The organism is Larkinella ripae (assembly GCF_054780775.1).
Map to the genome: position 1 here is coordinate 781,004 of NZ_BAAGVR010000001.1, position 23,772 is coordinate 804,775.

A 23,772-nucleotide genomic window follows, 5' to 3' on the forward strand; every position below is an offset into this window, starting at 1 on the left:
CCCCCCTCTTAACCATCCTAACCTGATAATTTTGTATCTTTGAGCATGAGCAACCAGGTTTCCGTTCAGCTTTTTGGCATCACCCGCGAGATCGTCGGCTCGTCGGCCCTCACGCTCGACCTGCCGCAATCCGGTCAGGTAGACGATTTATTGACCCATCTGAAAGCCCACTATCCGGCCCTGAACGGTCTGCGTTCGCTGCTGGTGGCCGTCAACGGCGAATACGCCGAAACGGACCAGCTCCTGAATCCCAACGACGAAATCGCCCTCATCCCGCCCGTCAGCGGAGGGTAAAAACCGCAATGATGCGTTATGATGGGGCCGCCCGTGCGGTGATGAACGGATGAATTCTTCGCGTCAGCCCATTGATAATCCATCGATTATCATCCATCCTTCAAAATTATGGTTTCGATTACGACAGATCCCATTGATATGAACGCGGCTTACCAGTACGTTTCGACCGAAGCGGCCGGGGCCATTACGTTCTTTTTTGGTACGGTTCGCGACAATACCCAAAACCGCCCCGTCGAACGGCTGGAATACGAAGCCTACGATCGGATGGCGCTAACCAAAATGCAGGAAATTGCCGACGCAGCCTGCCAGCGCTGGGATGTCCGGAAGTATGCCATCATTCACCGCAAAGGAAACCTGGCCATTGGTGATATGGCGGTACTGATTGCGGTGGCGACTCCGCACCGCGCCGACGCCTTTGATGCCTGCCGGTATATCATCGATACGCTGAAGCAGCAGGTTCCGATCTGGAAAAAAGAAATCTTCGAGGATGGCCAGGTCTGGGTCGATGCGCATCCGTAGAGCCATCAATAACGAATACCGACTACTGAACATCGAATGCCGAACGGGAAATAATTCAGCGAATCTTTACCGTAATCGCCATTCAAAATCCGTTATACATCGTTATTAAAAATCAAACTCGACGTGTGTCCTCGGCGTTCGGTCTTTGCTGACTTCGCGCGGTTTGATGGCATATTGTGCCATGATCGGGTAATGGTCGGAGAACTTGACGTCGCGGTACGTAACGTAGTTGAGCGGTTCCAGAAACCGGGCGTTGTAAAACTGGTTGTCGATGCGCAAATACCCCGGTGCCTTGTTGTAACTGAACCCAAACCCACGCCCCGCGTCTTCAAAGGCATTCCGAAGCAACCGGCGTAGCTTTCCGTACGTATAACTGTAGGGCGTGTCGTTGAAATCTCCGCAGACAATAACCGGGTGCGGACTGTTCCGGTAGTACTCTTCGATGCGGGCAATCTGGTTCCGGCGGTGCGTGAAGCCCTGCCGGAGCTGCCGCATAACCCCCTGCGTTTTCTCCCGCACCTGATCGGTTTTTTGTTCCTCCAGCATCCCGCCCACCCGGATTCCCATTGACTGCAGATGCACGCTGATAACCCGGATGGTATCCACGCCAATTTTCAAATCCGCCCAGACCAGCCCGTTGAAATTATCGAAAACCTCCTCACCCCGCTTCACAATCGGATGACGCGAAAACAGGGCCACCCCGATGAATTTTCCCTGCTCGTCTTTCCGGTCTTCTTTATCGGGCGGGTGGAGAACCGCATAGTACGGATACCCGGCTTTTTCCAGCCGCCGGATGGTTTTAAAAACCACCGAACTGCTGTTGTTGTAAAACTCCTGAAAACACTTCACGTCCGACGATTCTTTCAAAACCCAGTCAATCATGCGGTTGGCATCGTCGGGGTGCTGCGTATCCACCACATCATATTTGTTAAAACCCATGACATTGTAGCTCATGATCTGCAAGGTCGCGCGTTTTTCGCTGTTGCTACCGGGCTGGCTAAACGCAAGGGTCCGTCGCCAGAACGGAATGCCGATCAGCATGGTAACCACCGGAAGGACGGCCCGCCAGGGGCGCACCAGCACCCAGAAAATGATAAACAGCAGATTGAGAGCCCAGGCAACCGGCAACGAAATCATCAGCACACTGGCCATCCAGTGTCCGATCGGGACTTCGTACAGCAGGTAATAAACCAGAAGTGTGTAAAGAAACAACAACAAGTTTAGCGACCAGAGTATCGAAGAAAAAAACGAAGAAACCAGTACGCCAAGCCTAAGCGAAAATTTCATACGAACGAACAAGATGGGTGCGGAATCGCAGACCGACTTTTTCCAGTAACGACAGATGTAGGGCGCAGGAATACAAAGTTACGAACGTTTGCCCGGAAAATGGCCCGTTTAATCACTCGGAAAAATTGTTACCGGCTCATCCCTAATTTGATTGGGAAACAATTCATAAAATACTTATCTTTGCAGCACTTATCAGCATTTATGCATGGCAGGGAGTTTTTAACTCCCTTTTTTGTTAATTTATGGATGTAAAAGCGAAGGTTAACGAACTGTTACAGCCGTATCTGAACGAAGACCAGTATTTTGTCGTTGATATTCAGGTATCCCCTTCCCGTACTCGTGCTAAAATAACCGTCTTGCTGGACAGCGATACCGGAATTACAATTGATGAGTGTGCATCGATCAGCCGTCAGCTGGGCAACCAGCTTGAAGAACTGAACGTCTTTGAGGATCAGCCGTTTACGCTGGAAGTATCGTCACCCGGTGTCGATGAACCGCTTGTTTCGAAACGGCAGTACCTGAAAAACGTCGGACGGGAGATTGAAGTGCTGCTCAACAGCGGTCAGACTCGTAAAGGTAAACTGGAAAGCATCGGTGATGAACAGATTGTGATCACCGAAACACCGGTCAAAAAACCGAAAAAGAACGACCCGCCGATCGAACCCGTGGCAATACCGTTGACCGATATCAAGAAAAGCACAATACAAATTTCATTTAAATAAATTGAGTATCAGTTTTAAAGTACCGTTTTCAGTTAGTTGTTTCTGTTTGTTCTGACTGGAAACCCTTAACTGATCTTCGTAAACTGAAAACTGAGGACTGAACTTATGGATAGCGGAATACTCATTGAGTCGTTTGCAGACTTTGCACGGTCAAAAAACATCGACCGCCCGACCATGATCAAAATTCTGGAAGATGTCTTCCGGACGATGATTCGCAAAAAATACGGCACCGACGAGAACTTTGACGTGATCATCAACGCCGAAAGCGGTGACCTCGAAATGTGGCGCACCCGCGAAATTGTGGATGATGACTCGGAAGACATCTGGGATTACGACAAAATTCCGCTGGCCGAAGCCCGCAAAATTCAGTCGGACTTTGAAGTTGGTGAAGAAGTAGCCGAAGAGGTTAAACTGGAGGATTTCGGTCGCCGGGTGGTGCAAACCGCCCGCCAGACGCTCATTCAGAAAGTAAAGGATTTAGAGAAAGAAATCCTGTACGACAAATACAAAAATCAGGTGGGCGATCTGCTGAACGCGGAAGTTTACCAATTGCTTAAAAATGAAGTAATTTTGCTCGATAACGAAGGCAACGAGATTAGCCTTCCGAAAGGTGAGCAGATTCCGAAAGACCGCTACCGGAAAGGGGAAACCACGAAAGCTGTCGTGCACCGCGTCGAAATGATCAACGGGACACCCAAGATCGTTTTGTCACGGACCTCGCCGGTTTTTCTGGAGCGCCTGTTTGAGAACGAGATTCCGGAGATTTATGACGGCTTGATTTCCATTCGCCGGATCGTGCGCGAACCGGGTGAGCGGGCTAAAGTCGCCGTTGAATCGTATGACGACCGGATCGATCCGGTGGGTGCCTGCGTCGGGATGAAAGGATCCCGGATTCACAGCATTGTCCGGGAGTTGGGCAACGAGAACATCGACGTTATCAACTATACCGACAATTTTGAACTGCTGATCAGCCGCGCGTTGAGCCCGGCCAAAATCAGTACGATGAACGTCGACCGGGACGCCAAGCGCGTATCGGTTTTTCTGAAACCCGATCAGGTTTCGCTGGCTATCGGAAAAGGTGGTCAGAACATTAAGCTGGCCGGTCGGTTAGTGGGAATGGAAATCGATGTGTTCCGGGATGTCGAAGGGCAGGAAGACGATGAAGACGTTGATCTGTCGGAATTCAGCGATGAAATCGATACCTGGATGATCGAGGAGCTGCGCCGGGTTGGTCTGGACACCGCTAAAAGCGTACTGGCCCGCACGAAGGAAGAACTCGTTCGGATGACCGATCTGGAAGAAGATACGATTGAAGAGATTCTGGCTATTTTACGTCAGGAATTTGAGTAATAATGATGAATGATAAATGGTGGAGGATGAATTAAGTTCGTCCATTCATCGTTACTCGTTTAAAAGCCATCATTAATAGTGCTATTTTTCATTCTAAACCATTTGTATGGCAGAAGATAAATCCATGCGCCTTAGCCAAGTGGCAAAAATACTCGGAGTAGGTTCGTCTACTGTGGTGAGTCGTCTTTCTGCCAAAGGGATTAAGGTTGATAGTAACCCTAACGGCAAGATTTCCAATGAACAGGTGGAGATCTTGGCGAAAGAATTCGGTAATGCTGAATTGTTGAATGGAGGAGCGGTCCGCAAGCCAGCTCCCGAACCTGTCATGCCCGAACCCAAGCGCCGGGATGACGATGATTTGCCGCAATATTTTCGTAATGAACCCGCCCGCCCGGCCCAGCCCGCAACGCCCCAACCGGTCGCCAATCCGGTTGTTCCGAAGCCCGTGGCTACCCCGGAAGTGCCGGTAACACCGAAACCACAACCAGCCCCACAACCCGAACCGGTTGTGGCAGAAAAAACACCGGCACCGGAGCCAAGTCAACCGGCACCGGTCGTTCAACCCCCAGTTGCTCCGGTAGAAGCCCGGCAGCAACCTGCACCCGTAGAACCGCGTGAGGCTCCGGCTCCAAAACCGGAAACCGTCGCGCCCATTATAGAAAACAAACCGGCCCCAACCCCGCCCGTGGTAACTCCACCCGCCGAACCGTCGCAGCCCGTTGAGCCTGTTCGGGCAGAAACCCGTCCGCCAGTGACCCAACCGGAAACCAAGGAACCGGTTCAACCGGAAATGACCAGTCCTCGACTACCCGGCTTGACGGTTTTGGGGAAAATTGATCTGGAACGCAAACCGAGTCCGCAGCCATCCCAGCGGCCGAACGACCCGAATGCGCGCCCGCAAAACCCGAATCGGGATCAACGCACCAACGGCCCGCGACCCGATGGAAACCGGCCGGATAACCGGCAAGGTCAGCCCTTCAACCGGAACGACGGATCACGCGATCGGCGGCCCGACCGGCCGGGTGACCAACCCCAACGTCCGGATCGGCCCGGTTCGCAAGGACCCGGCAATCGCCCGGACCAAAACCGGAACCGTCCGCAGGATCCCCGGGCTCAACAGCCACCCCGCCCGATTGATCCGTTGCCAACACCCCCTCCGCCGGTCGATGAACCGGAATCAGTGGAGTTGGATGTGCCCGTCGAGACCATTCGGGCTCGTGGTGAGCAACTGCGTGGTCTGACGGTTTTGGGCACCATCGAGCTTCCTTCTGATCGCAACAAACGCCAGAATGGACCCGTTGCCTCAACCGACGAGCGCGATAAGAAACGCAAACGCAAACGGTTGCGTCGCGATCCGGTCAGCGGGGCTGCACCGGCAGCCGGCGGAACCGCTCAACCCCAACAGGGTCAGGGCGCTCCACGAAACCGGGATGCGAATCAGCCGGGCAACCGGAATCAGCCGGGTCAGGGTCAAGGCAACAAACCGGCTACTGGTACGGCCGGAGCCGCAAGCCAGAACAAAGGAAAAACCGGCAACCGGAATACGCGCGATCGGCGGGAAGAGCCCACCCAGCGCGAAGTAAAAGATTCGATCAAGGCCACTCAGGCCCGGATGACCGGTAACAAACCGAACCGGGGGGCCGACCGTCGCCGGGATCGCCGTCAGGAGCGCGCCGAACGCGAACGCGAACGGATCGACCTTGAAAACGAAGAAGCAAAAATCCTGAAAGTGACCGAATTCGTTTCGGCGAATGACCTGGCTTCCCTGATGGATGTTTCGGTCAACGACGTGATTGCGACCTGTATGAGCCTGGGGATGTTTGTATCCATCAACCAGCGCCTTGATGCCGAAGCCATCACGGTAATTGCCGACGAATTTGAATACGAAGTTCAGTTCGTGTCAGCCGAGGAAGAGATCGAATCGGGATTGGTTGAAGAACCGGATGCCGAGGAAGATCTGGAGCACCGGGCCCCGATTGTTACCATCATGGGTCACGTCGACCACGGTAAAACGTCCTTGCTTGACTACATCCGCCGGACGCGCGTTGCGGCTGGCGAAGCCGGGGGGATTACGCAGCACATCGGTGCCTACAGCGTAAAAACGACCGATGACCGGATGATCACGTTCCTCGATACGCCGGGTCACGAAGCGTTTACGGCCATGCGGGCACGGGGAGCCCAGGTAACTGATATCGTTATCATCGTGATTGCCGCCGACGACAGCGTCATGCCACAAACCCGCGAGGCTATCAACCACGCGCAGGTGGCCGGTGTTCCGATCGTATTCGCCTTCAGTAAAATCGATAAACCGGGTGCCAACACGGATAAGGTTCGGGAAGAACTGTCGGCGATGAATATGCTGGTCGAAGAATGGGGTGGTAAATACCAAACTCAGGAAATTTCTTCGAAATCCGGTCAGGGGATTTCCGAACTGCTGGAAAAAGTCCTGCTCGAAGCCGAACTGCTCGAACTGAAAGCCAATCCGGATAAACGGGCGACCGGTACGGTTATTGAAGCGGAGCTGGACAAAGGCCGGGGTTATGTGACGACGATGCTCGTCCAGACCGGTACGCTCAAACAAGGTGATATCGTGCTGGTCGGTGCCCACTTCGGCCGGATTCGCGCGATGACGGATGACATCGGGCAACGTCTGAAAGAAGCCGGGCCGTCGACGCCGGTCCAGATTCTGGGTCTGCCGGGCGCTCCGCAATCAGGCGATAAGTTCAACGTGATGGAAACCGAGCGTGAAGCCCGCGAGATTGCCAACAAACGCGAACAACTGCTGCGTGAACAGAACCTCCGCACCCGGAAGCACATTACGCTCGAAGAGATCGGTCGCCGGAAGGCCATCGGTAACTTCAAGGAACTGAACGTGATCGTTAAAGGTGACGTGGACGGTTCGGTAGAAGCTTTGTCCGACTCCTTGTTGCAACTGTCAACGGAAGAGGTGCAGGTCAACATCATTCACAAAGCCGTTGGGCAGATTTCCGAGTCGGATATTCTGCTGGCGTCGGCATCGGATGCCATCATTGTCGGCTTCCAGGTGCGGCCTTCGGTCAGCGCCCGTCGTCTGGCCGAGCAGGAGCAGATCGAGATTCGCCTGTACTCCATCATCTACGACGCGATCAACGAGATCCGGGATGCCATGGAAGGCTTGCTGGCTCCGACCACCGAAGAAGTCATTGTCGGTAACATTGACGTTCGTGAAGTGTTCAAAATCAGCCGCATAGGAACGGTAGCGGGTTGTATGGTTACCGATGGTATCATCCGCCGGAGCAACAAGGTCCGCGTGGTCCGCGACTTCATCGTGGTGCATACCGGCGAAATCAGCGCGCTGAAACGGTTTAAGGAAGATGTCAGTGAAGTTCGTACCAACTACGAATGCGGTTTGAGTATCAAGAACTTCAACGATATTCAGGTAGGCGATACCATCGAAAGCTTCGAACTGAAAGAAGTGAAGCGGACGCTGTAAGTCACTCCCTATTTGACAAAAAAGCCTTTACTGCAAACGCGGTAAAGGCTTTTTCAATATATTGGCGCGGTATGAAAATCATTACGATTCCGGATCTTCACGGACGCAACAGCTGGCTTCAGGTTGATGTCGATCAGTACGACAAAGTAATTTTTTTGGGTGATTATACCGACAGCTACGATCTGAGCGATGACACGATCCTGACGAATCTGCAACAAATTATTGCGCTCAAACAACAGCACGTTCACAAAGTAGTCTTGTTGATCGGGAACCACGACGCCCAGTATCTGCACTTTCCGCATTACCGCTGCTCGGGGTTTCGGGCATCGATGCAAACCGCTCTCAGCGAAGTATTCATCCAAAACCGCTCGTTGTTTCAGATTGCTCATCAGGAAGGACCGTATCTGTTCACCCACGCGGGCGTCTCGAACCGCTGGCTGGCCCATTTACCCAAAGCAACTTTCAACGGAAATCCGGAACTGAATCTGCGGACATCCGACCAGTTGGCTGACTGGATGAATACCATGCACCAGGACCGGACGCTGCGAACAACCTTGTTTGACGTCAGCTACCTGCGGGGCGGTTTCGACGAAGCGGGTGGCCCGGTTTGGGCCGACAAACGGGAAACCTCGACCGATTACCTACCCGGTTTTCACCAGATTGTTGGCCATACGCCCGTACCGGACTTTTTAACCATCGGCGACCAAACCAGTTCCATCACGTATACCGACGTGTTGCAAACGAAGGAAGCGTTCTACACGCTTGTAACTGATTGAGTATAAAAGTTTACTTCACGGATTTATCTGGGTAAATCGGAGTATTTAGTATCATCCGTGTGCTATTCTTGTTAAATTCGTCGGAGCCGAAACAACATTGGTTTGTTTGGCCGTTATAAAGTAACTAATCGTTCCAGCGAACCCTTTGATGAGTTTCCTATATCCTTCGTTCCTGTTTGGGCTACTGGCGGTCTCTGTCCCTGTCGCCATTCACTTATTTAATTTTCGCCGGACGCGCCGGGTATTTTTTACCAACGTCGCCCTGCTGAAAACCGTCCAGACCGAAACCAAATCGTTCCGGCGGCTGAAGCATTACCTGATTCTGTTGTTCCGGTCGCTCTTCGTGATCTGCCTCGTTCTGGCCTTCGCCCAACCCTTTATTCCCAGCAAAAGCAAACTGGGTCTGTCACGAACCGGACTGACGAGCCTGTATCTGGACAATTCCTACAGCATGCAGAACGAGCTGAACGAGAAACGGTATCTGGACATTGCCACCAGCAAACTCGACCAACTGCTGGGGTTGTTCCGAAACGCGACTTCGCTGCAACTGGTGACCAATGACTTTAGCAGTCAGGAGCAAACCGTCGGAACCGCCGATGCCCTGCGCGACCGCGTCACGACCATCCGGTTTGCCCATACGCCCCGCACCCTGCCCGATGTCTACCGCCGGCAACTCAACCTGCTGGCGACGCACAACCCCAGTGGCCCGAATCAATTGTTCTGGTTTTCCGACTTTCAGAAAAGCACCGCCGGCGATCTGTCCCGCCTGAAAGTAGACACCACCAACCGGCTTTTTCTGGTACCTTTGGAAACGCAGCCGACCAAGAACGTTTTTGTCGATTCGGTCTGGCTCAGCACGCCGTTTATCCGGGAGCTTCAGAACAACACGCTCAACGTTCGGGTCCGCAACAGTGGTGACGAGTCGGTCCGGAATTTGCCCATTAAGCTCTTTATTGATCAGACCCAGATTTCCACGGCTTCGGTGACGCTGGCCGGTAAAGGGGCCGCAACGGCTACGCTTAACTTTAATGTCACCCAAAAAGGGTTCCGGCGGGGGCGCATTACGTTCGAGGATTACCCGATTACGTTCGACAACGAATATTATTTTGTCATTCAGGCATCACCGTCCATTCGGGTGCTGCACCTGTACGATCAGAAAACAGAAGCCAATTACGTTGAAAACGTCTACGGAAACGACAGTTTATTCGTTCGGCGCAGCTTCAGTGCCCAGAATGTAGACGTAGGTCAGTTAAAAAATGCGGATCTAGTAGTACTGGAAGGTCTTAACCAGGTTGGCGGCACACTACGAAGTGAACTCGAACGGTTTGTCCGCCAGGGCGGTAATCTGGTGGTTATTCCGCCCCCAAAACCCGACGCAACCGCCTGGTCGTCCTTTTTTGCCAGTCTGGGCGCAGGCGGTTTACAAACGCAGCCGACTCCCCTGCCGCCTTCGCAACCGCTGTCGGCTCCTAACCGCCAGAACCCGTTCTTTCGTGATATTTTTGAGCAAACGAATCAGCAGGGCATCGAAAACCTGCCGAATGCCGTTCCCGTCTGGCAGTGGCGGGTGGTGGGCGAACGACTCCTGACCCTGCGCAACGGCACCCCTTTTCTGACGCAATCGCGAACCGGCGGTTCAACGGGCGGTCAGGTCTATATTTTTGCCAGCCCCCTGAATACCGAGTACGGAAATCTGGCCCAGCACGCGCTGTTTGTGCCCATTATGTATAAGATTGCCGCGCTGAGCGTACGGCCGCAGCGTACGGCGTACTCGTTCGGCGACAACACCATCGACATTCCGGTCAGCAATTCGTCGCCCAATGCGGTTTATAAACTGAAGCGCGACAAGCTGGAAATCATTCCGGTCCAGCGCATCAACGGGCAGCAATTGTTGATGGAACTTCCGAAAAGCAACCAGCTAAACGAAGGGCAGCAATTGGCGTCGGGATACTATGAACTGCAGCTGAACGGCAAAACCGAAAAACTGCTGGCTTTCAACCACGGAAACCGGGAATCGCAGATGGAATTTTACAAACCCGACGAACTCCGGCGAATCTTCTCCAACCAGCCCAACGTTCAGATTTTCGACAGCATTCAGGACGACGATTTTGTGGAGGAACTCCGTCAGCAGAACCTGGGTACGACCCTCTGGAAATATTTCGTGATTGCCGCCCTGTTCTTTCTGCTCGCCGAAGTCGCCGTCATTCGGTTTATGAAAGGGTAATTGGTATATTTGGTAAAAACCGGTGGTTTTATGAAACTGACCTTGCCGCTTGAGATTACGAATTTGCCATCCGGCACGGACTTGGCCGACCAGCTTCGGGCTATGAACGATGACGAATTCTATTATTTCTGTCAGGAAAATCCAGATATCAAATTTGAGCGCGATTCTGAAGGCAATATTGAAATTATGGCATTGACAGGCGGAGAGACAGGTCGCAGAAACACTAAACTAACATCTCGTCTGGATATCTGGTCGGACGAAACACAACTTGGTCTCGTCTTCGATTCATCGACCGGATTTAAACTGCCAAATGGCGCCGACCGTTCACCCGATGTTGCCTGGATTAGCCAGGGAAAATGGAATAAGCTTACAGCGGAACAACGCCGAAAGTTCCCCCCAATTTGCCCCGAATTTCTAGTTGAATTAATGAGTGAGTCGGATGTCCTGCGAACGATGGAAGACAAAATGCGCGAATACATCGACAACGGCTGTCGGTTGGGCTGGCTGATCGACCCGAAAACCGAAACCGCCCGAATTTATCAGGCCGACGGCTCGGTGCAGGTGGTTCAGGGCTTCGACAAGCACTTATCCGGTGAAGGTACACTACCCGGTTTTACGTTCGATCTTGGCCTGCTGCGCTAAACCCTACTTTTTCCGTTCCCAAATCACAAAATCAAACGCGACGGCGTGCCGGTCGTCGGCCGGATGGTGCCGACGACTTACCTCCTGCCACTCGGTTTTGTCAAAATCCGGAAACCGGGCGTCGCCTTCAAACGCGGCTTTTACTTCGGTCAGGTACAGACGGTCGGCTGCCGCAATGGCCTGTTTGTAAATTTCAGCCCCGCCAATTACAAACGCTTCGGCAATCCCGGTTTTTTGGGCCTCTCCAAGCGCTTTTTCCAACGAATCGACCACCAGCGTACCTTCGGGCTGATACTCCGCGTTGCGCGTAATGACCACATTCAGCCGGTTGGGCAGCGGTTTCCCCAACGATTCAAAGGTTTTACGGCCCATCAGAATGGGGTGACCGGAGGTCGTTTGCTTGAAATATTTAAAGTCATCGGGCAACCGCCAGACCAGTTCGTTATCCCGGCCAATAACCCCGTTTTCAGCCACGGCGGCAATTAGACTAATCAGCATTTTATCAAATTTTATTTCCCCGAAAATAGTCTTCAACCGTCATTTTCCGCTTGCCTTCGGCCTGTAATTCCTGCACCGCCAGCCAGCCGTCGGCCGCTTTGATGAGCAGGGTTTTCTTTCCGTCGGTGTAGGCTTCGCCCGGTTCGGCGGCAAAGGGGGATTCGTCGGCCACCGAAACCGCGTAGATTTTATACACCTTGCCGTTAATTTTCGTCCAGGCGGCCGGGTACGGTGATAAACCCCGCACAAAATTGCGAACGGTGACCGCGGGCTGAAACCAGTTGATTTCGCAGGTTTCGCGGTGAATTTTAGGAGCCGGTTTCAGATCACTGGCCGACGGCTGCGGAATCAACGGGTAGGTTCCGGCTTCAATCGCCCGCACGGTTTTCAGCACCAGATCGGCTCCTTTTTCCATTAACCGGTCGTGGAGCGTCCCGGCGGTATCGTCGGCATGAATTGGCTCGGTTTCCTGGAAAATCAGTTGTCCGGTATCAATTTCTTTTTCGATCAAAAACGTGGTCAGGCCGGTTTCTTTTTCGCCATTGATTACGGCCCAATTGATGGGAGCCGCCCCCCGGTATTGCGGCAACAAAGACGCATGGAGGTTAAACGTGCCGATCCGGGGCATGGACCAAACCAGTTCAGGCAGCATCCGGAACGCAATGACCACCTGTAAATCGGCCCGATAACCCTGGAGCGTTTCCAAAAAAACCGGGTCGCGCAGTTTCTCGGGCTGCAAAACCGGAATACCAGCCGCCACAGCCGCCCGTTTTACCGGCGACTGGGTCAGTTGTTGCCCGCGTCCGGAAGGCCGGTCGGGAGCCGTCACCACGGCCACAACCTGACAGCCGTCGTCAAGCAGTTTTTGCAGGCTGGCTACCGCGAAATCGGGCGTACCCATAAATACAATACGAAAAGAATCACTTCTCAAAACCGTAACTAGTTATTTGCTCGAATTGCTGATTAGGACATTGGGAGAATACCAGGGAATTGTTATTTTTGTCTTCCTGAGTTCCACTATGAGTAGTCGAACAACTATACATACAATTCCGCAGAAAGGCTCCTGACGCTTCCTACAAAGAAACAAGATTTTGTATGGAGAACGGTCAGCGAACCGTTCTTTTCTTTTTTGTAGCCCATTCCACGAACGGGCTGCGGTGGAGTTGCCGGGTCTTGGGAACAGCGAAACCAAAGGCAAAGAAATTATAGAGTTAATGTAACATGGGTAAAATTTCGTATTACACTGAAGAGGGTCTAAACCGACTGAAAGCCGAACTGAATGACCTGAAGACCAAAGGGCGGAGCGATATGTCCCGCCAGATTGCGGAAGCCCGCGACAAAGGTGACCTGAGCGAAAATGCTGAATACGATGCGGCAAAAGACGCCCAGGGCCTGCTGGAAATGAAGATTGCCAAGATGGAAGAAATTATTTCGAACGCCCGGCTGCTTGATGAATCATCCATCGATACGTCGCTCGTCTCGGTTTTATCAACCGTCAAAATTAAAAATAAGAAAAACGGCGCAACGGTTACCTACACGCTGGTTTCGGAAGAAGAAGCGGATTTAAAGCTGGGCAAAATCTCCGTGGGTTCGCCCATCGGAAAAGGTCTGCTCGGCAAAAAAGTAGGCGACACCACCGAAATCAAAGTACCGGCCGGTACGCTGGAATTTGAAGTACTCGAAATTGGACGCTAATTTTTAAATGAACCGCCCGGGCGGCCCCGAATAAGCAATGAATGAAGGGAATCTGCCTCGAATTAGGTTGTTCATTATTCATTCGGGGCCGCCTGTGCGGTTCATTGTTCATTAAATCACATGCCTTCCATCTTCTCCCGCATTGTGGCTGGCGAAATTCCGGCGCATAAAATTGCCGAAACCGACCAGTACCTGGCTTTTCTGGATGCGTTCCCCGTGGTAAAGGGGCACACGCTGGTGATTCCGAAACAGGAAATTGATTACCTGTTCGATCTGGATGAAGAGCTTTACACCGGCTTGATGAAATTTGCCAGGCAGATCGCTCCGGCCCTTGAAAAAGCCGTTCCCTGCCAACGGATCGGCGTTTCGGTCATTGGTCTGGAAGTACCCCACGCGCACGTTCACCTGATTCCGATGAACAGCATGGCCGACATGAATTTAAATAACAAACTGAAAATGAGCGCGGAAGAACTGGCTGAAGTAGCCGCTCAGATTCGGAGTTTCCTCTGACAGCCCCCGGGCTTTAGTCCGTGAGCTTCGTCCACGACAGCAGACAATTTTACAACTCTCACGATTAAATCCTGCGTGCTCCAATCCGCAGGCCCTTATTTCAGGACGGTTTTCAGGGCATTCGTCGCCACGCCCGGCGACGTTTTTCCGTATAAAACCGCATAGACCATCTCCACAACCGGCATCGCAACGCCGTACTGCTGATTAATTTCGTGAATGCTTTTCACGGCGTAGTAGCCTTCCGCAATCATATTCATTTCCATCTGAGCCGACTGCACACTGTAGCCTCGCCCGATCAAATGACCAAACGTCCGGTTTCGGCTGAAGGGCGAATAAGCCGTAACCAGCAAGTCCCCCAGATAGGCTGATGCACTCAGATCGCGTTGCATGGGGTAAACCGTATCGACAAACCGCCGGATTTCCTGCATGGCGTTGGACACCAGAACCGCCTGAAAATTATCCCCATAGCCCAACCCGTGCGTGATGCCGCAGGCCAGCGCAATGATGTTTTTCATCACCGCACAGTACTCTACGCCGTAGATATCGTCGAGCGGGGAAGTCTGAACAAAGCGGCCGTTGAGCAACTGCGATACCTGGGCGGCAAACGCCAGATTCTGCGAAGCCAGCGTCAGGTAGGACTGCTTCTCCAGGGCCACCTCTTCGGCGTGGCACGGGCCGGCAATTACCGCAATCCGGTCGGCCGGAACGTCAAATTCCTGCTCGGCCCAGTCGGTTATCAATTGATTTTTTTCGGGAATCATCCCTTTGATGGCCGAAATAATACTTTTTCCGTCCAGTTGCGCCGGTTTTACACCCTTTAAAGCATCGCCCACAAAAGCCGCCGGCACCGCCAGAATAATGTGCTCACTGACACTCAGGGCGTCTTTGATTTTGGTGCAGACGCGAACCTTCCGCGGACTGATCTGCACATCGCTCAGGTAGCTGGGGTTGTGATGAAATTTCTTGATATGGTCGGCATCGCGCTGGCTGCGGAGCCACCAACGAATGTGGTTATTTCCTTCCGACAGAATTTTAATGAGCGCCGTGGCCCAACTGCCACCGCCCACAACGGTGATTCGAGCGGGTTGATTCATACTTGTAACAGACACGAGAATAAGGAGAAAAGACTGTTGACGGCCAAAGGGTTGGCTCGCTATTCGCCCGTCTACCTTCTTTTCCCTCCGAATAAGGAGATGCAAAATACAAAAAACGCCTGCACAGTCTCAACCGCACAGGCGTTTTCGCTTATTCAGCCTGGTATTACTGGTCGGATTTCTCCGGTTTTTTCTCCTTTGCCGGATCGCGTTTTGCCACCGGATCGCCGTCTTTCAGGCGTTTCGAAACGGCAATGAACGGCCCGGAGACGACTTCTTCGCCCGCTTTCAAACCCGATTTCACTTCAATATTATCAAAATCGCTGATTCCGGTTTTTACCTGCCGCTGCACAACTTTGTCATTCTGGCGCACAAAAACAATCTCTTTCACTTCCTCTTTTTTAGCCGCAGCCTGATTACCCGGTTTTTCAGCCTCCTGATTGCCCTCCTCGTTGGGCTTTTTGTTCATGGCTTCCTGCGCGGCTCCGCGCGTTGTGACGGCGGCAATCGGCACGGCCAGAACGCCCGGACGGCGGTCGGTGATGACCTCGACCGAGGCTGTCATCCCCGGTTTAAGCGGATAAGAGCGTTTGGCCCGTTGCGCCATTAAATCCCGGTACGAACTGTTCAGCACCTTGATCCGGACTTCAAATTCGGTAACCGCATCCGTCGACAAACTCGATGCCGCGCCGGTTGACGCCCCGGCGGCTGCCAGACCGTTGGCCGTATTGGCAATTTCGGTCACCACTCCTTTGAATTTACGTCCGGTAGTCGAGTACGAATCCACATCGATATCGGCCGTATCGCCCAGGCTGACCCGTACAATATCGTTCTCGTTGACATTCACCCGCACTTCCATGTTGTTGAGGTTGGCAATCCGGAGCATTTCCGTACCGGCCATCTGCGAGGTTCCGACGACGCGCTCGCCCAATTCGACATTCAGTTTGGAAACCGTACCGTTCACCGGCGCGTAGATGGTGGTTTTCCGGAGGTTCTCGGTAGCATCCCGTAAACCGGCTTCGGCCCCGGCTACGTTGAACTCGGCGGCTTTGATGTTGGCCTGAACCGACTCAATTTCCTGTTTCGCCACGTTGTAATCCGCTTCATTCTGTTCAAAGTCAGCGGTTGAGATCACCTTATCGGCCAGCAGTTTTCGGTTCCGGTCGTACGTGGCCTTGGCGCGAATCAGCCGGGCTTCGGCCTGAGCGGCCAGCGCTTTGGTCTGGAGGTATTGAGCGCGGCTGGAGTTAACGGTTGCTCGGGCGCGGGCCAATAACGACTCGTAATTGTCGGGGCGGATTTTCAGCAGTAACTGCCCTTGCTTGATCGAATCGCCTTCGGCAATGTACAGAGCGATGATTTCACCTGAAACGTCCGGGCTGATCTTTACTTCCACCTCGGGCTGAACGCGGCCCGAAGCGCTCACCCGTTCAATAATATCGACTTTTTTAACCGCTGTAAAATCAACTTCAGCCGGTTTTTCTTTTCCAATCAGGCCGGTTTGCTTGGCAGCCACCAGTCCGCCCACTAACAAAATAACAATAGCCCCTAATATCCACCAGAGACGGTTCGATTTACGTTTCATACACGATTGTTGAATAATGAACCGCCCAAGCGGCCCCGAATGATCATGAACGGGATATTGAATACGCAGGCAACAAATGAAAAGATGCGCAAATTATTCAATATTCATTATTCAATGGCCATTCGTCGTTAGAAAGATAACGGTTTGTTTTGGTAAAAATCAAGGATTTTTGTCCGGAAAATATAATCAAATTTAGCCTGCACCAGGTTAGCACGAGCCTTATCTAAGTTATTTTTAGCAATGTTATAATCCACGGAGTTTAGTGCCCCGGCGTTAAACCGACTTTCGGCCGCTCGAAATGCTTGCTCCAAAGATTCAACCTGAATTGAAGTCGCCCGGAAACGATTGGATCCGGCCAGCATGTTCGTATACGCGGTTTCAATGTTTTGTCGCAACGTCAGGCGGGCATTTTGGGCGTTTAATTCGGCCGTCTGCTGCTGAATCTTGGCAGTAGTGATCTGGGTCCGCGACTGAAAATTCGTAAAAATTGGTACACGTAAGCTTACGGATACAGACCGGTTCAGGTTGTTGGTTACTTGGTTGAAAAACCCAACTCTGGAAGAATTTGAGCCATAAACGGTCTGAAAAATGGGCTGTTGTATACCGCTAACCATGATGTATTGCCCAGGTATTTGTTGTTGTATAACGATGCTGGTATCTCGCGAGCTTTGCCGGTTCGTGCTGGAAACAAAGGTGTACAGACTACCATTTAATGTTAAAGAAGGATATAATGCTCCTTTTGCTACTTCAACCCCGGCAGCTGCACTGCGTACCCTTAAGTCGGCGCCCTGAATATCCGGCATGTTTTCCAACGCTACATTATAAACTTCCTGGGCCGTCGCCGAGTAGGGAGCAAACGTCGGATCCGGTACTTCCATCCGTTCTACATCAATACTTTGCCCTCCCGGTACATTCATGGCTTGTAGCAAAGCCAGCTTAGCGAGGTCGAGGTTGTTCTGGGCCGTAACGATGGCCAGTTCGTCGTTTGCAACCTGAGCCCGTAGGTCAAAAAGCTGAGCCTCCGCCAACGTTCCGGCATTCACCAGTTTTTGAGTCCGATCCAGTTGACCGCGAGTGGTGGTAACTTGACCCCGAGCAATTTCTAACTGCTCCTGATACGTCAGCACATTTAAATAATTCTGGACAACTGTCAACGCAACGGTATTGTTGGTTGCCAACAATTCCTTCTGACTCGCATCCAGCGCCAAGTTGTATTGTTTAATGGTATTTCGCTGCGAAAACCCATTAAAAAGCGTTAGGGATGAACTAAGCTGATAATTGCTTGAACTTACGCTTTGCTGGGGTATAACTTCATTGGTAAAAGGGTCAATCTGTCGCCCACCTCCACTGATGGATTGATTGGCGTTAAAAGCCGCATTTGGCAGTAAATTTACCCGTGACTGACGCAATTGCAAACTACTGTTTTCAACCTGCAACTGGCCCCGACGAGCCTGAATATTATTCTGCAAGGCAATTTCAACACACTGCCGTAAAGAATATACGGTTGATCCCGTCGAATTTGCTGTAGTGACTTGGCTTGTCTGGGCATGGGTTGACGTTACGACAAGCCCCAATAGCGATGCCAGGATCGTCACTTTAAACCGGTTCACCGGGCCGTGGTTAATAGAAAATCGCTTCATGGTTGTTCAATGTTACAAAGTATCTTGCGTACTAATTGATTATTTTAGATAAACGGTGAAAATACAAATGAACGTGGTTTTAAACGGGGATGTAGTACCGGAAGAAGTCGTTCAGCTTTCGCTGAACGACCGGGCATTCCAATACGGTGACGGCTTGTTTGAAACCATCCGCTACGAACACCACGAAGTCCGGTTCTGGCCCGACCATTACGACCGGCTGAGCCGGGGCATGGAAGCGCTTTCCCTGCAGGCTCCCCCTTTTTTCGATTCGGAGTTGCTCCACGACCAGATCATGCGCCTTCTGAAAGCCAACCATCTGCTCGACCAGGCCACCCGAATCAAGCTCCAGGTCTGGCGAAAACCGGGTGGTTTATACACCCCGACCAACGCCCATTCCAATTTCCTCCTGACCGCCCGCTCCGGCCCGGCGTTTGCCTTCACCGACAAGACCAAAGTCGGTTTTTTCGATGCGGTCCGGCTAAGTCCTTCGCCGGTTTCGGCCTACAAAACCCTCAACGCCCTGCCTTACGTGCTGGCGGGCCTTGCCAAACAGCACGAACAGGCCGACGATATGGTTCTGCTCGATCAACACGGCCATCTGGCCGAATGCATTGCGTCCAATCTCTTCTGGCTCAGCGACAACCAACTTTTTACGCCTTCGCTTGCCAGCGGCTGCATCGACGGAATTTTGCGTCGCCAGCTCCTTCGCCGGGCCCCCAAACACGGCCTGATCGTTCAGGAAGGGCTTTTTTTGCCGAACGTTTTAAGCCAGGCCGATGCGGTTTTCTGCACGAACGTCGCGGGCATCCAGTGGGTCCGGCAAATCGGCAGCCAATCCTTCGACGAAAAGGCGCGGGATAAAATCAAACCCCTATACGCGGATTTGTAGCCCGGCGGTTTTACTCGCGTTCCACCGAAACCGGGAAGGATTCGAGCCAGCCGTCTTTCAGGCGCAAAATCCGGTTTCCGTACTCCGCGTTGACCTCCGAGTGCGTCACCTGAACAATCGTCACGCCATCTTCCTTATTCAGTTTTTTGAACAGCTCCATAATTTCCTTCGCGTGGTCGGAGTGCAGGTTGCCCGTCGGTTCGTCGGCGAAGATCACTTTGGGTTCCGAGGCAACGGCGCGGGCAATGCCGACCAACTGCTGCTGGCCCCCCGAAAGCTGCGTCGGGAACAGGTCTTTTTTGGCGACCATATTAAACCGGTCGAGCAGCTCGGCCACCCGGCTTTTGCGCTCCGATGACGACATGCCTTTGTAAAGCAGGGGCGTTTCGATGTTTTCATACACCGTCAGTTCGTCGATCAGGTGATAGGCCTGAAACACAAATCCGATGTAATTCCGGTGCAATTCGGTGCGTCGTTTTTCCGACAATTTCTGCACCGGCTGGTCAAAAAACAGGTACTCGCCCTCCGACGGCTCTTCCAGCATTCCCAGAATGTGCAACAGCGTAGACTTGCCCGATCCTGACGGCCCCATGATGGACACAAACTCGCCTTCGTTGATCTCCAGGGTGATGTTACGCAGCACGTAGGTTTTCCCGAAACCAGCCGGGTAGTACTTGGAAACGTTATGTAGTGAAATCATACTTTGTGTTTTTTATAATTATGAATGATGAATTAAGATGTCCGCTCATTCATCGTTCATCATTCATAATTCATCATTTATCGGTACTACCTATTCACTCCGTAAGCTGTCCGCTGGATTGGCCAATGCCGCCCGGTACGTCCGGATTCCGATGGTCAAACCGCCCAGCAACAGCAACAGACCAATGCAACCGCCCAGCGTTTCGATTCCGACCGTAACGTGGTAGGCAAAATTAAGCAGAAATGCCATTCCTGCCATATACCCCAACGGCAACGCAATCGCTCCGGCAATGAGCAGTAATTTAACAAAATCCCAGGACAACAGCCAGATAATCTGGTTCACCCGCGCGCCCATCACTTTCCGGATGCCCACTTCCTTGATGCGGGTCTCGGTGGTGTAGGTCACCATGCCGAGCAAGCCCAGGCAGGCAATGGAAAACGCCAGCCCCGTCAGCAAACCCATGAAGTTAACATCGTCCTCGTGGCTGTGCCGTTCGTGCAGAAAATCGGTATACCACTGAGCGTCAAAAGGTTCGTACGGATTCAGACGTTTCCAGATTCGCTGCATATCGGCCATCGCCGAGGCTTCGGCTCCGCGGGCGACTTTCACATTCAAAAACCGGAACTGCTTCGGATGATGCAGCAGAACCAGGGGTTTGATGGTCCAATTAAACGTCGTAAACCGGAAATCTTTTAATACCCCCGCAATCGTTACTTCCGTGCTGTCGTTCAACCAGAGTGACTGGCCGACCATCTCCCGGGGGTTTCCGAGCCGAAAGGCGTTGACCGCTTCCTCGTTGACGAGCACGAAGCGGCCCGGCGCACCTCCTCCGGTCGTATCGGTCACCATCTCCGGCAAATTCTGGCCCGCCAGGAGCGTCAGATCCAGGTTGGCAACAAAATTCTGATCGACGGAAAACTGAAAAGCCGCGATGGAATCGCCACCGGAGCGTTGCCGGTGGATCTGTCCGTAATCGCCATCGTGATGACCAAACCGCTCCGAAGAAGCCGATACGCGCTCGACCCCCGAAACCCGGTTTAGTTCATTGGCAAGGCGCTGGTAGGGCAGGCCATTCAGCGGAATATTCAGGATCTGTTCCGTGCGAAAACCGTAGTCGGCCGTGGCCATGTAATTTTGTTGCCGCGCCATCGACAGCAGCGCAATCATTGCCACCAGGGCAATGGCAAACTGCGCCACAATCAGCGACTTACGCAACGTGATTCCTTTGAATACTTTCAACCCCGTCTGGCTGCGCAGAACCTGGGCCGGACGAAAACCGGATAGCACCCGGGCGGGAACAAAACCGGCAAGCAAACCGGCCCCGATACTGAATCCGATGAAAATCGCCCACAACGAACCCGTCAAGGTAACCCCGCCGGTCAGCCACTGCTGCACAAACGGCATCGGCTCGATCAGCAACAACATTCCGTAAGCCACGCCCAGCGCCAGCACCGATAACACCACCGATTCGGCCATAAACTGGCTCATCAACTGCCAGCGCACGGCCCCGGACACTTTCCGGATGCCGACTTCCCGCGCGCGACTCAGCGAACGGGCCAGCGTTAAATTGACGTAGTTGAAAACCGCCAGCAGCAACGTTACCAGCCCAACGCCCATCTCGGTCGCCAGCTTTCCCCAGGTTGGCTCCCAGGTTCCCATTTGCAGGTCCTCGTACGACGGCGAAAGTGCCGCCAGCGATTGCGCCCGCAACGTGTATCCTTTTTCCGATTTGAATTGTAATCCTTTTGTAGTCCTGGCCGCAATTGTCGGCAGTACGTTTTTCAATAATTCGGGTGATGCCCCTTCTTTCAGCAAAACGTAGGTGTAACCGCTGCTGTAGTTTTTCCAGTCGCTCTGCTCCCGCTGCTGATTTTTTGAGGAAAGCGTTGCCATCGACATGGCCAGATCGAATTTCAAATGCGAGCGGTTGGGCAGTGGCTCAAAAACGCCCGTTACCCTAATCGCGCCAAACTCCTTGTGGTGAATGACCTTGCCGATGGGGTTCGCTACCCCAAAAAACCGCCCGGCCGTCTGGGGTGTCAAAACCGCCGTATTCCGTTCTGTAGCCGGTTGTCCACTGGCCAGTTTATAGCCTAAAACCGTAAAAAATGCCGAATCAACGGCGCAAAAGGAAACCGATAATGGTTTGCGATCCACCGTTAGTTCCGCATAACTCCGGATGACGCGGGCGGTTTTTTCCACAAAACCGTAGTCACGCTGCAAGGTTCCGGCCAGGGGCAGCGGGCTGGTTGCGAAGGCTGCCGTTTGGTTATCACGGCCCGTGACATCGGTTAAAACCCGGTAGGTCCGGTCAGGATGGGGGTGGTAATTGCCATAATCAAAAGCGCCTTTGATGTCGATCAATGCCAGCAGACACACCATGATCCCCGACGCCAGGCCGAAGATGTTGATAAAGGAAAACAGCCGGTGTTTCCAGAGATTTCGAAAAGCAATGACGACGTAATTGCGCAACATAGGGAATCGAAGGACGGAATCGACTATCCAGACTCAAGGCTTATGCCAGAAAACCAAAAGACTGATAATTAACCGAATAAACCCAACAAATGCAAAAGAGTGTCCGGTGACGGACACTCTTTTGTTCACAAACGGACAAAGGGATTAGAGTGAAGAATGATGCGTTAAGAGTGATGAGTCGGCTCCGCAGTATTAAAACCCGTCAGCCAATTCCTCACTCGTAACGCATCATTCTTCACTACCTGTTGACGCGTACGCTGCCGCTGCCGGCGGAGATGCGGACCGGCACCCCACCCCCGTTCAGGCGGCCCCGAACGCGGTCTTTTTCAACGGTTCCGTCGAATTTGCTCAGGGGAATATCGACCCGGTTTCCCGACAGATCGAGATCAATGCCCTGATCGAGCGGCATTTTGACGTTGACGCTGCCCGGACCGCCCGACAAACGGACGTATTCGCCCAGCTTCGTAATTTCTACGTCCATTCCGCCCCCGCTGGTGCTGGCTTCCACGCTGCCCGCAATGCCGGACAACCGAACCGAGCCGCCGGACGTTCCGGCCACCAGTTCACCTTTGATGCCATCGCCTTTCACGCTGCCGCCACTGGTGCGGGCGTTGATCCGGCCACTCAGACCATCGAGGTGAACGCTGCCACCGGAGGTCCGCAGATCCAGATTGCCATCCGAATCCGTCGCGTGGATTGACCCACCGCTGGTCGCCAGATCGATGTCTTTCCGGCAACGTTCCAGGTGAATGCTGCCACCCGACGTCCGGCCTTTGATCAATCCTTCGACACCGGTCAGGTGCAGACTTCCTCCGCTGGTGGCAAAATTCTGGCTCCCCACCAGGTTGTTCAGCCGGATGCTGCCCCCGCTGGTGTGCAGGTCGGTGGCAAAGTTTTTGGGCGTGTATACCCTGAACGAAATATTGATCGAGCGCTTCCAGTCCCAGTTGTCCCGGTTTTTGCGTTTAGCCGTTGCCACCACCGTGTTGCCTTCGGTGCCCAGCTTAATTTCGTATTCTTTCAGACGCTCTTCGATTTCGTCTTTGGAAAGTTTATTACTCGGCCAGTTGTTGGGCCGCACATACATTTCTACTTTGACCCCGCTCGACTGGCCGCCTTCCACCGAGATGCTGCCGCCGGAGGTCTCCACCCGAACGTTGTTCAGATTGCCGCTGAAATTCTTGGTATCGTACGGGGTTTCGTCCTTGTCCTGCGCCAGACCCTTGAAAGCCAGCGCGACTGCACACATCGTCGTTAAGAGGAAAGATGAACGTTTCATGGTATTTGTGTTAGCGATTGTTTAAGCGTTGTGTTCAAAAGATGCTGAATCAGCAGGGAAAGTTGCACGGTTTTTCAGTAAATGTTTTGCACTCGGATTATACCGATTAAAACCGGGTTCA

At 52.8% G+C, this 23,772-nt stretch carries 20 protein-coding genes; 11 read left to right on the forward strand and 9 right to left on the reverse strand.

Translation table 11 applies throughout. The features are described 5' to 3' along the window. The first annotated feature begins 45 nt into the window (after window positions 1–45). A complete protein-coding gene (moaD, locus tag ACYVHX_RS03295; protein WP_460670163.1) occupies window positions 46–294 on the forward strand; it encodes a molybdopterin converting factor subunit 1 in 249 nt (82 codons plus the stop codon). A gap of 108 nt (window positions 295–402) precedes the next feature. Next, window positions 403–813, forward strand: a complete 411-nt coding sequence (locus ACYVHX_RS03300; RefSeq protein ID WP_460670164.1) for a molybdenum cofactor biosynthesis protein MoaE — start codon at window positions 403–405, stop codon at window positions 811–813. A 105-nt stretch (window positions 814–918) separates the two neighbouring features. Here the strand turns inward: ACYVHX_RS03300 and ACYVHX_RS03305 are convergent, their stop codons facing one another. After that, a complete protein-coding gene (locus tag ACYVHX_RS03305; protein WP_460670165.1) occupies window positions 919–2,025 on the reverse strand; it encodes an endonuclease/exonuclease/phosphatase family protein in 1,107 nt (368 codons plus the stop codon). A gap of 317 nt (window positions 2,026–2,342) precedes the next feature. Here ACYVHX_RS03305 and ACYVHX_RS03310 point away from each other — a divergent pair, with 317 nt between their 5' ends. From ACYVHX_RS03310 to ACYVHX_RS03335, 6 genes are all read left to right on the forward strand, one after another. Next, the gene (locus tag ACYVHX_RS03310) at window positions 2,343–2,822 is read left to right on the forward strand and encodes a ribosome maturation factor RimP (protein WP_460670166.1); all 480 of its coding nucleotides are present in this window, start codon (window positions 2,343–2,345) and stop codon (window positions 2,820–2,822) included. A 105-nt stretch (window positions 2,823–2,927) separates the two neighbouring features. Then, on the forward strand, window positions 2,928–4,172 hold the full coding sequence (gene nusA, locus ACYVHX_RS03315) for a transcription termination factor NusA (RefSeq protein WP_460670167.1): 1,245 nt from the start codon (window positions 2,928–2,930) through the stop codon (window positions 4,170–4,172). A gap of 325 nt (window positions 4,173–4,497) precedes the next feature. Continuing rightward, window positions 4,498–7,644, forward strand: a complete 3,147-nt coding sequence (infB, locus tag ACYVHX_RS03320) for a translation initiation factor IF-2 (RefSeq protein ID WP_460670168.1) — start codon at window positions 4,498–4,500, stop codon at window positions 7,642–7,644. A 71-nt stretch (window positions 7,645–7,715) separates the two neighbouring features. Then, window positions 7,716–8,420 carry a metallophosphoesterase gene (locus ACYVHX_RS03325; RefSeq protein WP_460670169.1) on the forward strand — a complete coding sequence of 235 codons (705 nt, stop codon included), beginning with the start codon at window positions 7,716–7,718 and terminating at the stop codon, window positions 8,418–8,420. 148 nt (window positions 8,421–8,568) lie between these two features. Further along, window positions 8,569–10,644, forward strand: a complete 2,076-nt coding sequence (locus ACYVHX_RS03330) for a BatA domain-containing protein (RefSeq protein ID WP_460670170.1) — start codon at window positions 8,569–8,571, stop codon at window positions 10,642–10,644. A 30-nt stretch (window positions 10,645–10,674) separates the two neighbouring features. Continuing rightward, the gene (locus ACYVHX_RS03335) at window positions 10,675–11,286 is read left to right on the forward strand and encodes a Uma2 family endonuclease (RefSeq protein WP_460670171.1); all 612 of its coding nucleotides are present in this window, start codon (window positions 10,675–10,677) and stop codon (window positions 11,284–11,286) included. A gap of 3 nt (window positions 11,287–11,289) precedes the next feature. On the opposite strand, the gene ACYVHX_RS03340 is transcribed toward ACYVHX_RS03335, so the two are convergent. Then, the gene (locus ACYVHX_RS03340) at window positions 11,290–11,784 is read right to left on the reverse strand and encodes a dihydrofolate reductase (RefSeq protein ID WP_460670172.1); all 495 of its coding nucleotides are present in this window, start codon (window positions 11,782–11,784) and stop codon (window positions 11,290–11,292) included. Between the two features lie 4 nt (window positions 11,785–11,788). After that, the gene (fmt, locus tag ACYVHX_RS03345) at window positions 11,789–12,715 is read right to left on the reverse strand and encodes a methionyl-tRNA formyltransferase (protein WP_460670173.1); all 927 of its coding nucleotides are present in this window, start codon (window positions 12,713–12,715) and stop codon (window positions 11,789–11,791) included. 290 nt (window positions 12,716–13,005) lie between these two features. On the opposite strand from fmt, the gene greA reads away from it, so the two are divergent. Continuing rightward, window positions 13,006–13,479: a transcription elongation factor GreA gene (greA, locus tag ACYVHX_RS03350; protein ID WP_460670174.1), complete on the forward strand. Its 474-nt coding sequence runs from the start codon at window positions 13,006–13,008 to the stop codon at window positions 13,477–13,479. A gap of 120 nt (window positions 13,480–13,599) precedes the next feature. Then, window positions 13,600–13,989, forward strand: a complete 390-nt coding sequence (locus ACYVHX_RS03355) for an HIT family protein (protein ID WP_460670175.1) — start codon at window positions 13,600–13,602, stop codon at window positions 13,987–13,989. Between the two features lie 95 nt (window positions 13,990–14,084). On the opposite strand, the gene ACYVHX_RS03360 is transcribed toward ACYVHX_RS03355, so the two are convergent. The 3 genes from ACYVHX_RS03360 to ACYVHX_RS03370 form a co-directional block, all read right to left on the reverse strand. Then, window positions 14,085–15,083 carry an NAD(P)H-dependent glycerol-3-phosphate dehydrogenase gene (locus ACYVHX_RS03360; protein WP_460670176.1) on the reverse strand — a complete coding sequence of 333 codons (999 nt, stop codon included), beginning with the start codon at window positions 15,081–15,083 and terminating at the stop codon, window positions 14,085–14,087. A 166-nt stretch (window positions 15,084–15,249) separates the two neighbouring features. Further along, on the reverse strand, window positions 15,250–16,668 hold the full coding sequence (locus ACYVHX_RS03365; RefSeq protein WP_460670177.1) for an efflux RND transporter periplasmic adaptor subunit: 1,419 nt from the start codon (window positions 16,666–16,668) through the stop codon (window positions 15,250–15,252). 128 nt (window positions 16,669–16,796) lie between these two features. Beyond that, window positions 16,797–18,308 (reverse strand): TolC family protein, encoded by a 1,512-nt coding sequence (locus ACYVHX_RS03370; RefSeq protein WP_460670178.1) that lies wholly within the window; start codon window positions 18,306–18,308, stop codon window positions 16,797–16,799. A gap of 67 nt (window positions 18,309–18,375) precedes the next feature. Between ACYVHX_RS03370 and ACYVHX_RS03375 the strand changes: the two genes are divergently transcribed. Beyond that, on the forward strand, window positions 18,376–19,197 hold the full coding sequence (locus ACYVHX_RS03375) for an aminotransferase class IV (RefSeq protein WP_460670179.1): 822 nt from the start codon (window positions 18,376–18,378) through the stop codon (window positions 19,195–19,197). Between the two features lie 10 nt (window positions 19,198–19,207). Here the strand turns inward: ACYVHX_RS03375 and ACYVHX_RS03380 are convergent, their stop codons facing one another. The 3 genes from ACYVHX_RS03380 to ACYVHX_RS03390 all read right to left on the reverse strand — a co-directional run bounded on the left by ACYVHX_RS03380 (window position 19,208) and on the right by ACYVHX_RS03390 (window position 23,651). Then, window positions 19,208–19,897, reverse strand: coding sequence for an ABC transporter ATP-binding protein (locus tag ACYVHX_RS03380; RefSeq protein WP_460670180.1), 690 nt, complete (start codon window positions 19,895–19,897; stop codon window positions 19,208–19,210). Between the two features lie 90 nt (window positions 19,898–19,987). Beyond that, entirely contained in the window at window positions 19,988–22,372 is a 2,385-nt protein-coding gene (locus ACYVHX_RS03385) for an ABC transporter permease (RefSeq protein ID WP_460670181.1), read from the reverse strand. A 238-nt stretch (window positions 22,373–22,610) separates the two neighbouring features. Next, entirely contained in the window at window positions 22,611–23,651 is a 1,041-nt protein-coding gene (locus tag ACYVHX_RS03390; RefSeq protein ID WP_460670182.1) for a DUF4097 family beta strand repeat-containing protein, read from the reverse strand. Window positions 23,652–23,772 lie beyond the last annotated feature (121 nt).

Excerpts from the sequence above, each read along its gene's own strand:
- moaD (WP_460670163.1), top strand. The coding sequence starts at position 46 with ATGAGCAACCAGGTTTCCGTTCAGCTTTTTGGCATCACCCGCGAGATC.
- ACYVHX_RS03300 (WP_460670164.1), top strand. The coding sequence starts at position 403 with ATGGTTTCGATTACGACAGATCCCATTGATATGAACGCGGCTTACCAG.
- ACYVHX_RS03310 (WP_460670166.1), top strand. The coding sequence starts at position 2,343 with ATGGATGTAAAAGCGAAGGTTAACGAACTGTTACAGCCGTATCTGAAC.
- nusA (WP_460670167.1), top strand. The coding sequence starts at position 2,928 with ATGGATAGCGGAATACTCATTGAGTCGTTTGCAGACTTTGCACGGTCA.
- infB (WP_460670168.1), top strand. The coding sequence starts at position 4,498 with ATGCCCGAACCCAAGCGCCGGGATGACGATGATTTGCCGCAATATTTT.
- ACYVHX_RS03325 (WP_460670169.1), top strand. The coding sequence starts at position 7,716 with ATGAAAATCATTACGATTCCGGATCTTCACGGACGCAACAGCTGGCTT.
- ACYVHX_RS03330 (WP_460670170.1), top strand. The coding sequence starts at position 8,569 with ATGAGTTTCCTATATCCTTCGTTCCTGTTTGGGCTACTGGCGGTCTCT.
- ACYVHX_RS03335 (WP_460670171.1), top strand. The coding sequence starts at position 10,675 with ATGAAACTGACCTTGCCGCTTGAGATTACGAATTTGCCATCCGGCACG.
- ACYVHX_RS03340 (WP_460670172.1), bottom strand. The coding sequence starts at position 11,784 with ATGCTGATTAGTCTAATTGCCGCCGTGGCTGAAAACGGGGTTATTGGC.
- greA (WP_460670174.1), top strand. The coding sequence starts at position 13,006 with ATGGGTAAAATTTCGTATTACACTGAAGAGGGTCTAAACCGACTGAAA.
- ACYVHX_RS03355 (WP_460670175.1), top strand. The coding sequence starts at position 13,600 with ATGCCTTCCATCTTCTCCCGCATTGTGGCTGGCGAAATTCCGGCGCAT.
- ACYVHX_RS03360 (WP_460670176.1), bottom strand. The coding sequence starts at position 15,083 with ATGAATCAACCCGCTCGAATCACCGTTGTGGGCGGTGGCAGTTGGGCC.
- ACYVHX_RS03365 (WP_460670177.1), bottom strand. The coding sequence starts at position 16,668 with ATGAAACGTAAATCGAACCGTCTCTGGTGGATATTAGGGGCTATTGTT.
- ACYVHX_RS03370 (WP_460670178.1), bottom strand. The coding sequence starts at position 18,308 with ATGAAGCGATTTTCTATTAACCACGGCCCGGTGAACCGGTTTAAAGTG.
- ACYVHX_RS03375 (WP_460670179.1), top strand. The coding sequence starts at position 18,376 with ATGAACGTGGTTTTAAACGGGGATGTAGTACCGGAAGAAGTCGTTCAG.
- ACYVHX_RS03380 (WP_460670180.1), bottom strand. The coding sequence starts at position 19,897 with ATGATTTCACTACATAACGTTTCCAAGTACTACCCGGCTGGTTTCGGG.
- ACYVHX_RS03385 (WP_460670181.1), bottom strand. The coding sequence starts at position 22,372 with ATGTTGCGCAATTACGTCGTCATTGCTTTTCGAAATCTCTGGAAACAC.
- ACYVHX_RS03390 (WP_460670182.1), bottom strand. The coding sequence starts at position 23,651 with ATGAAACGTTCATCTTTCCTCTTAACGACGATGTGTGCAGTCGCGCTG.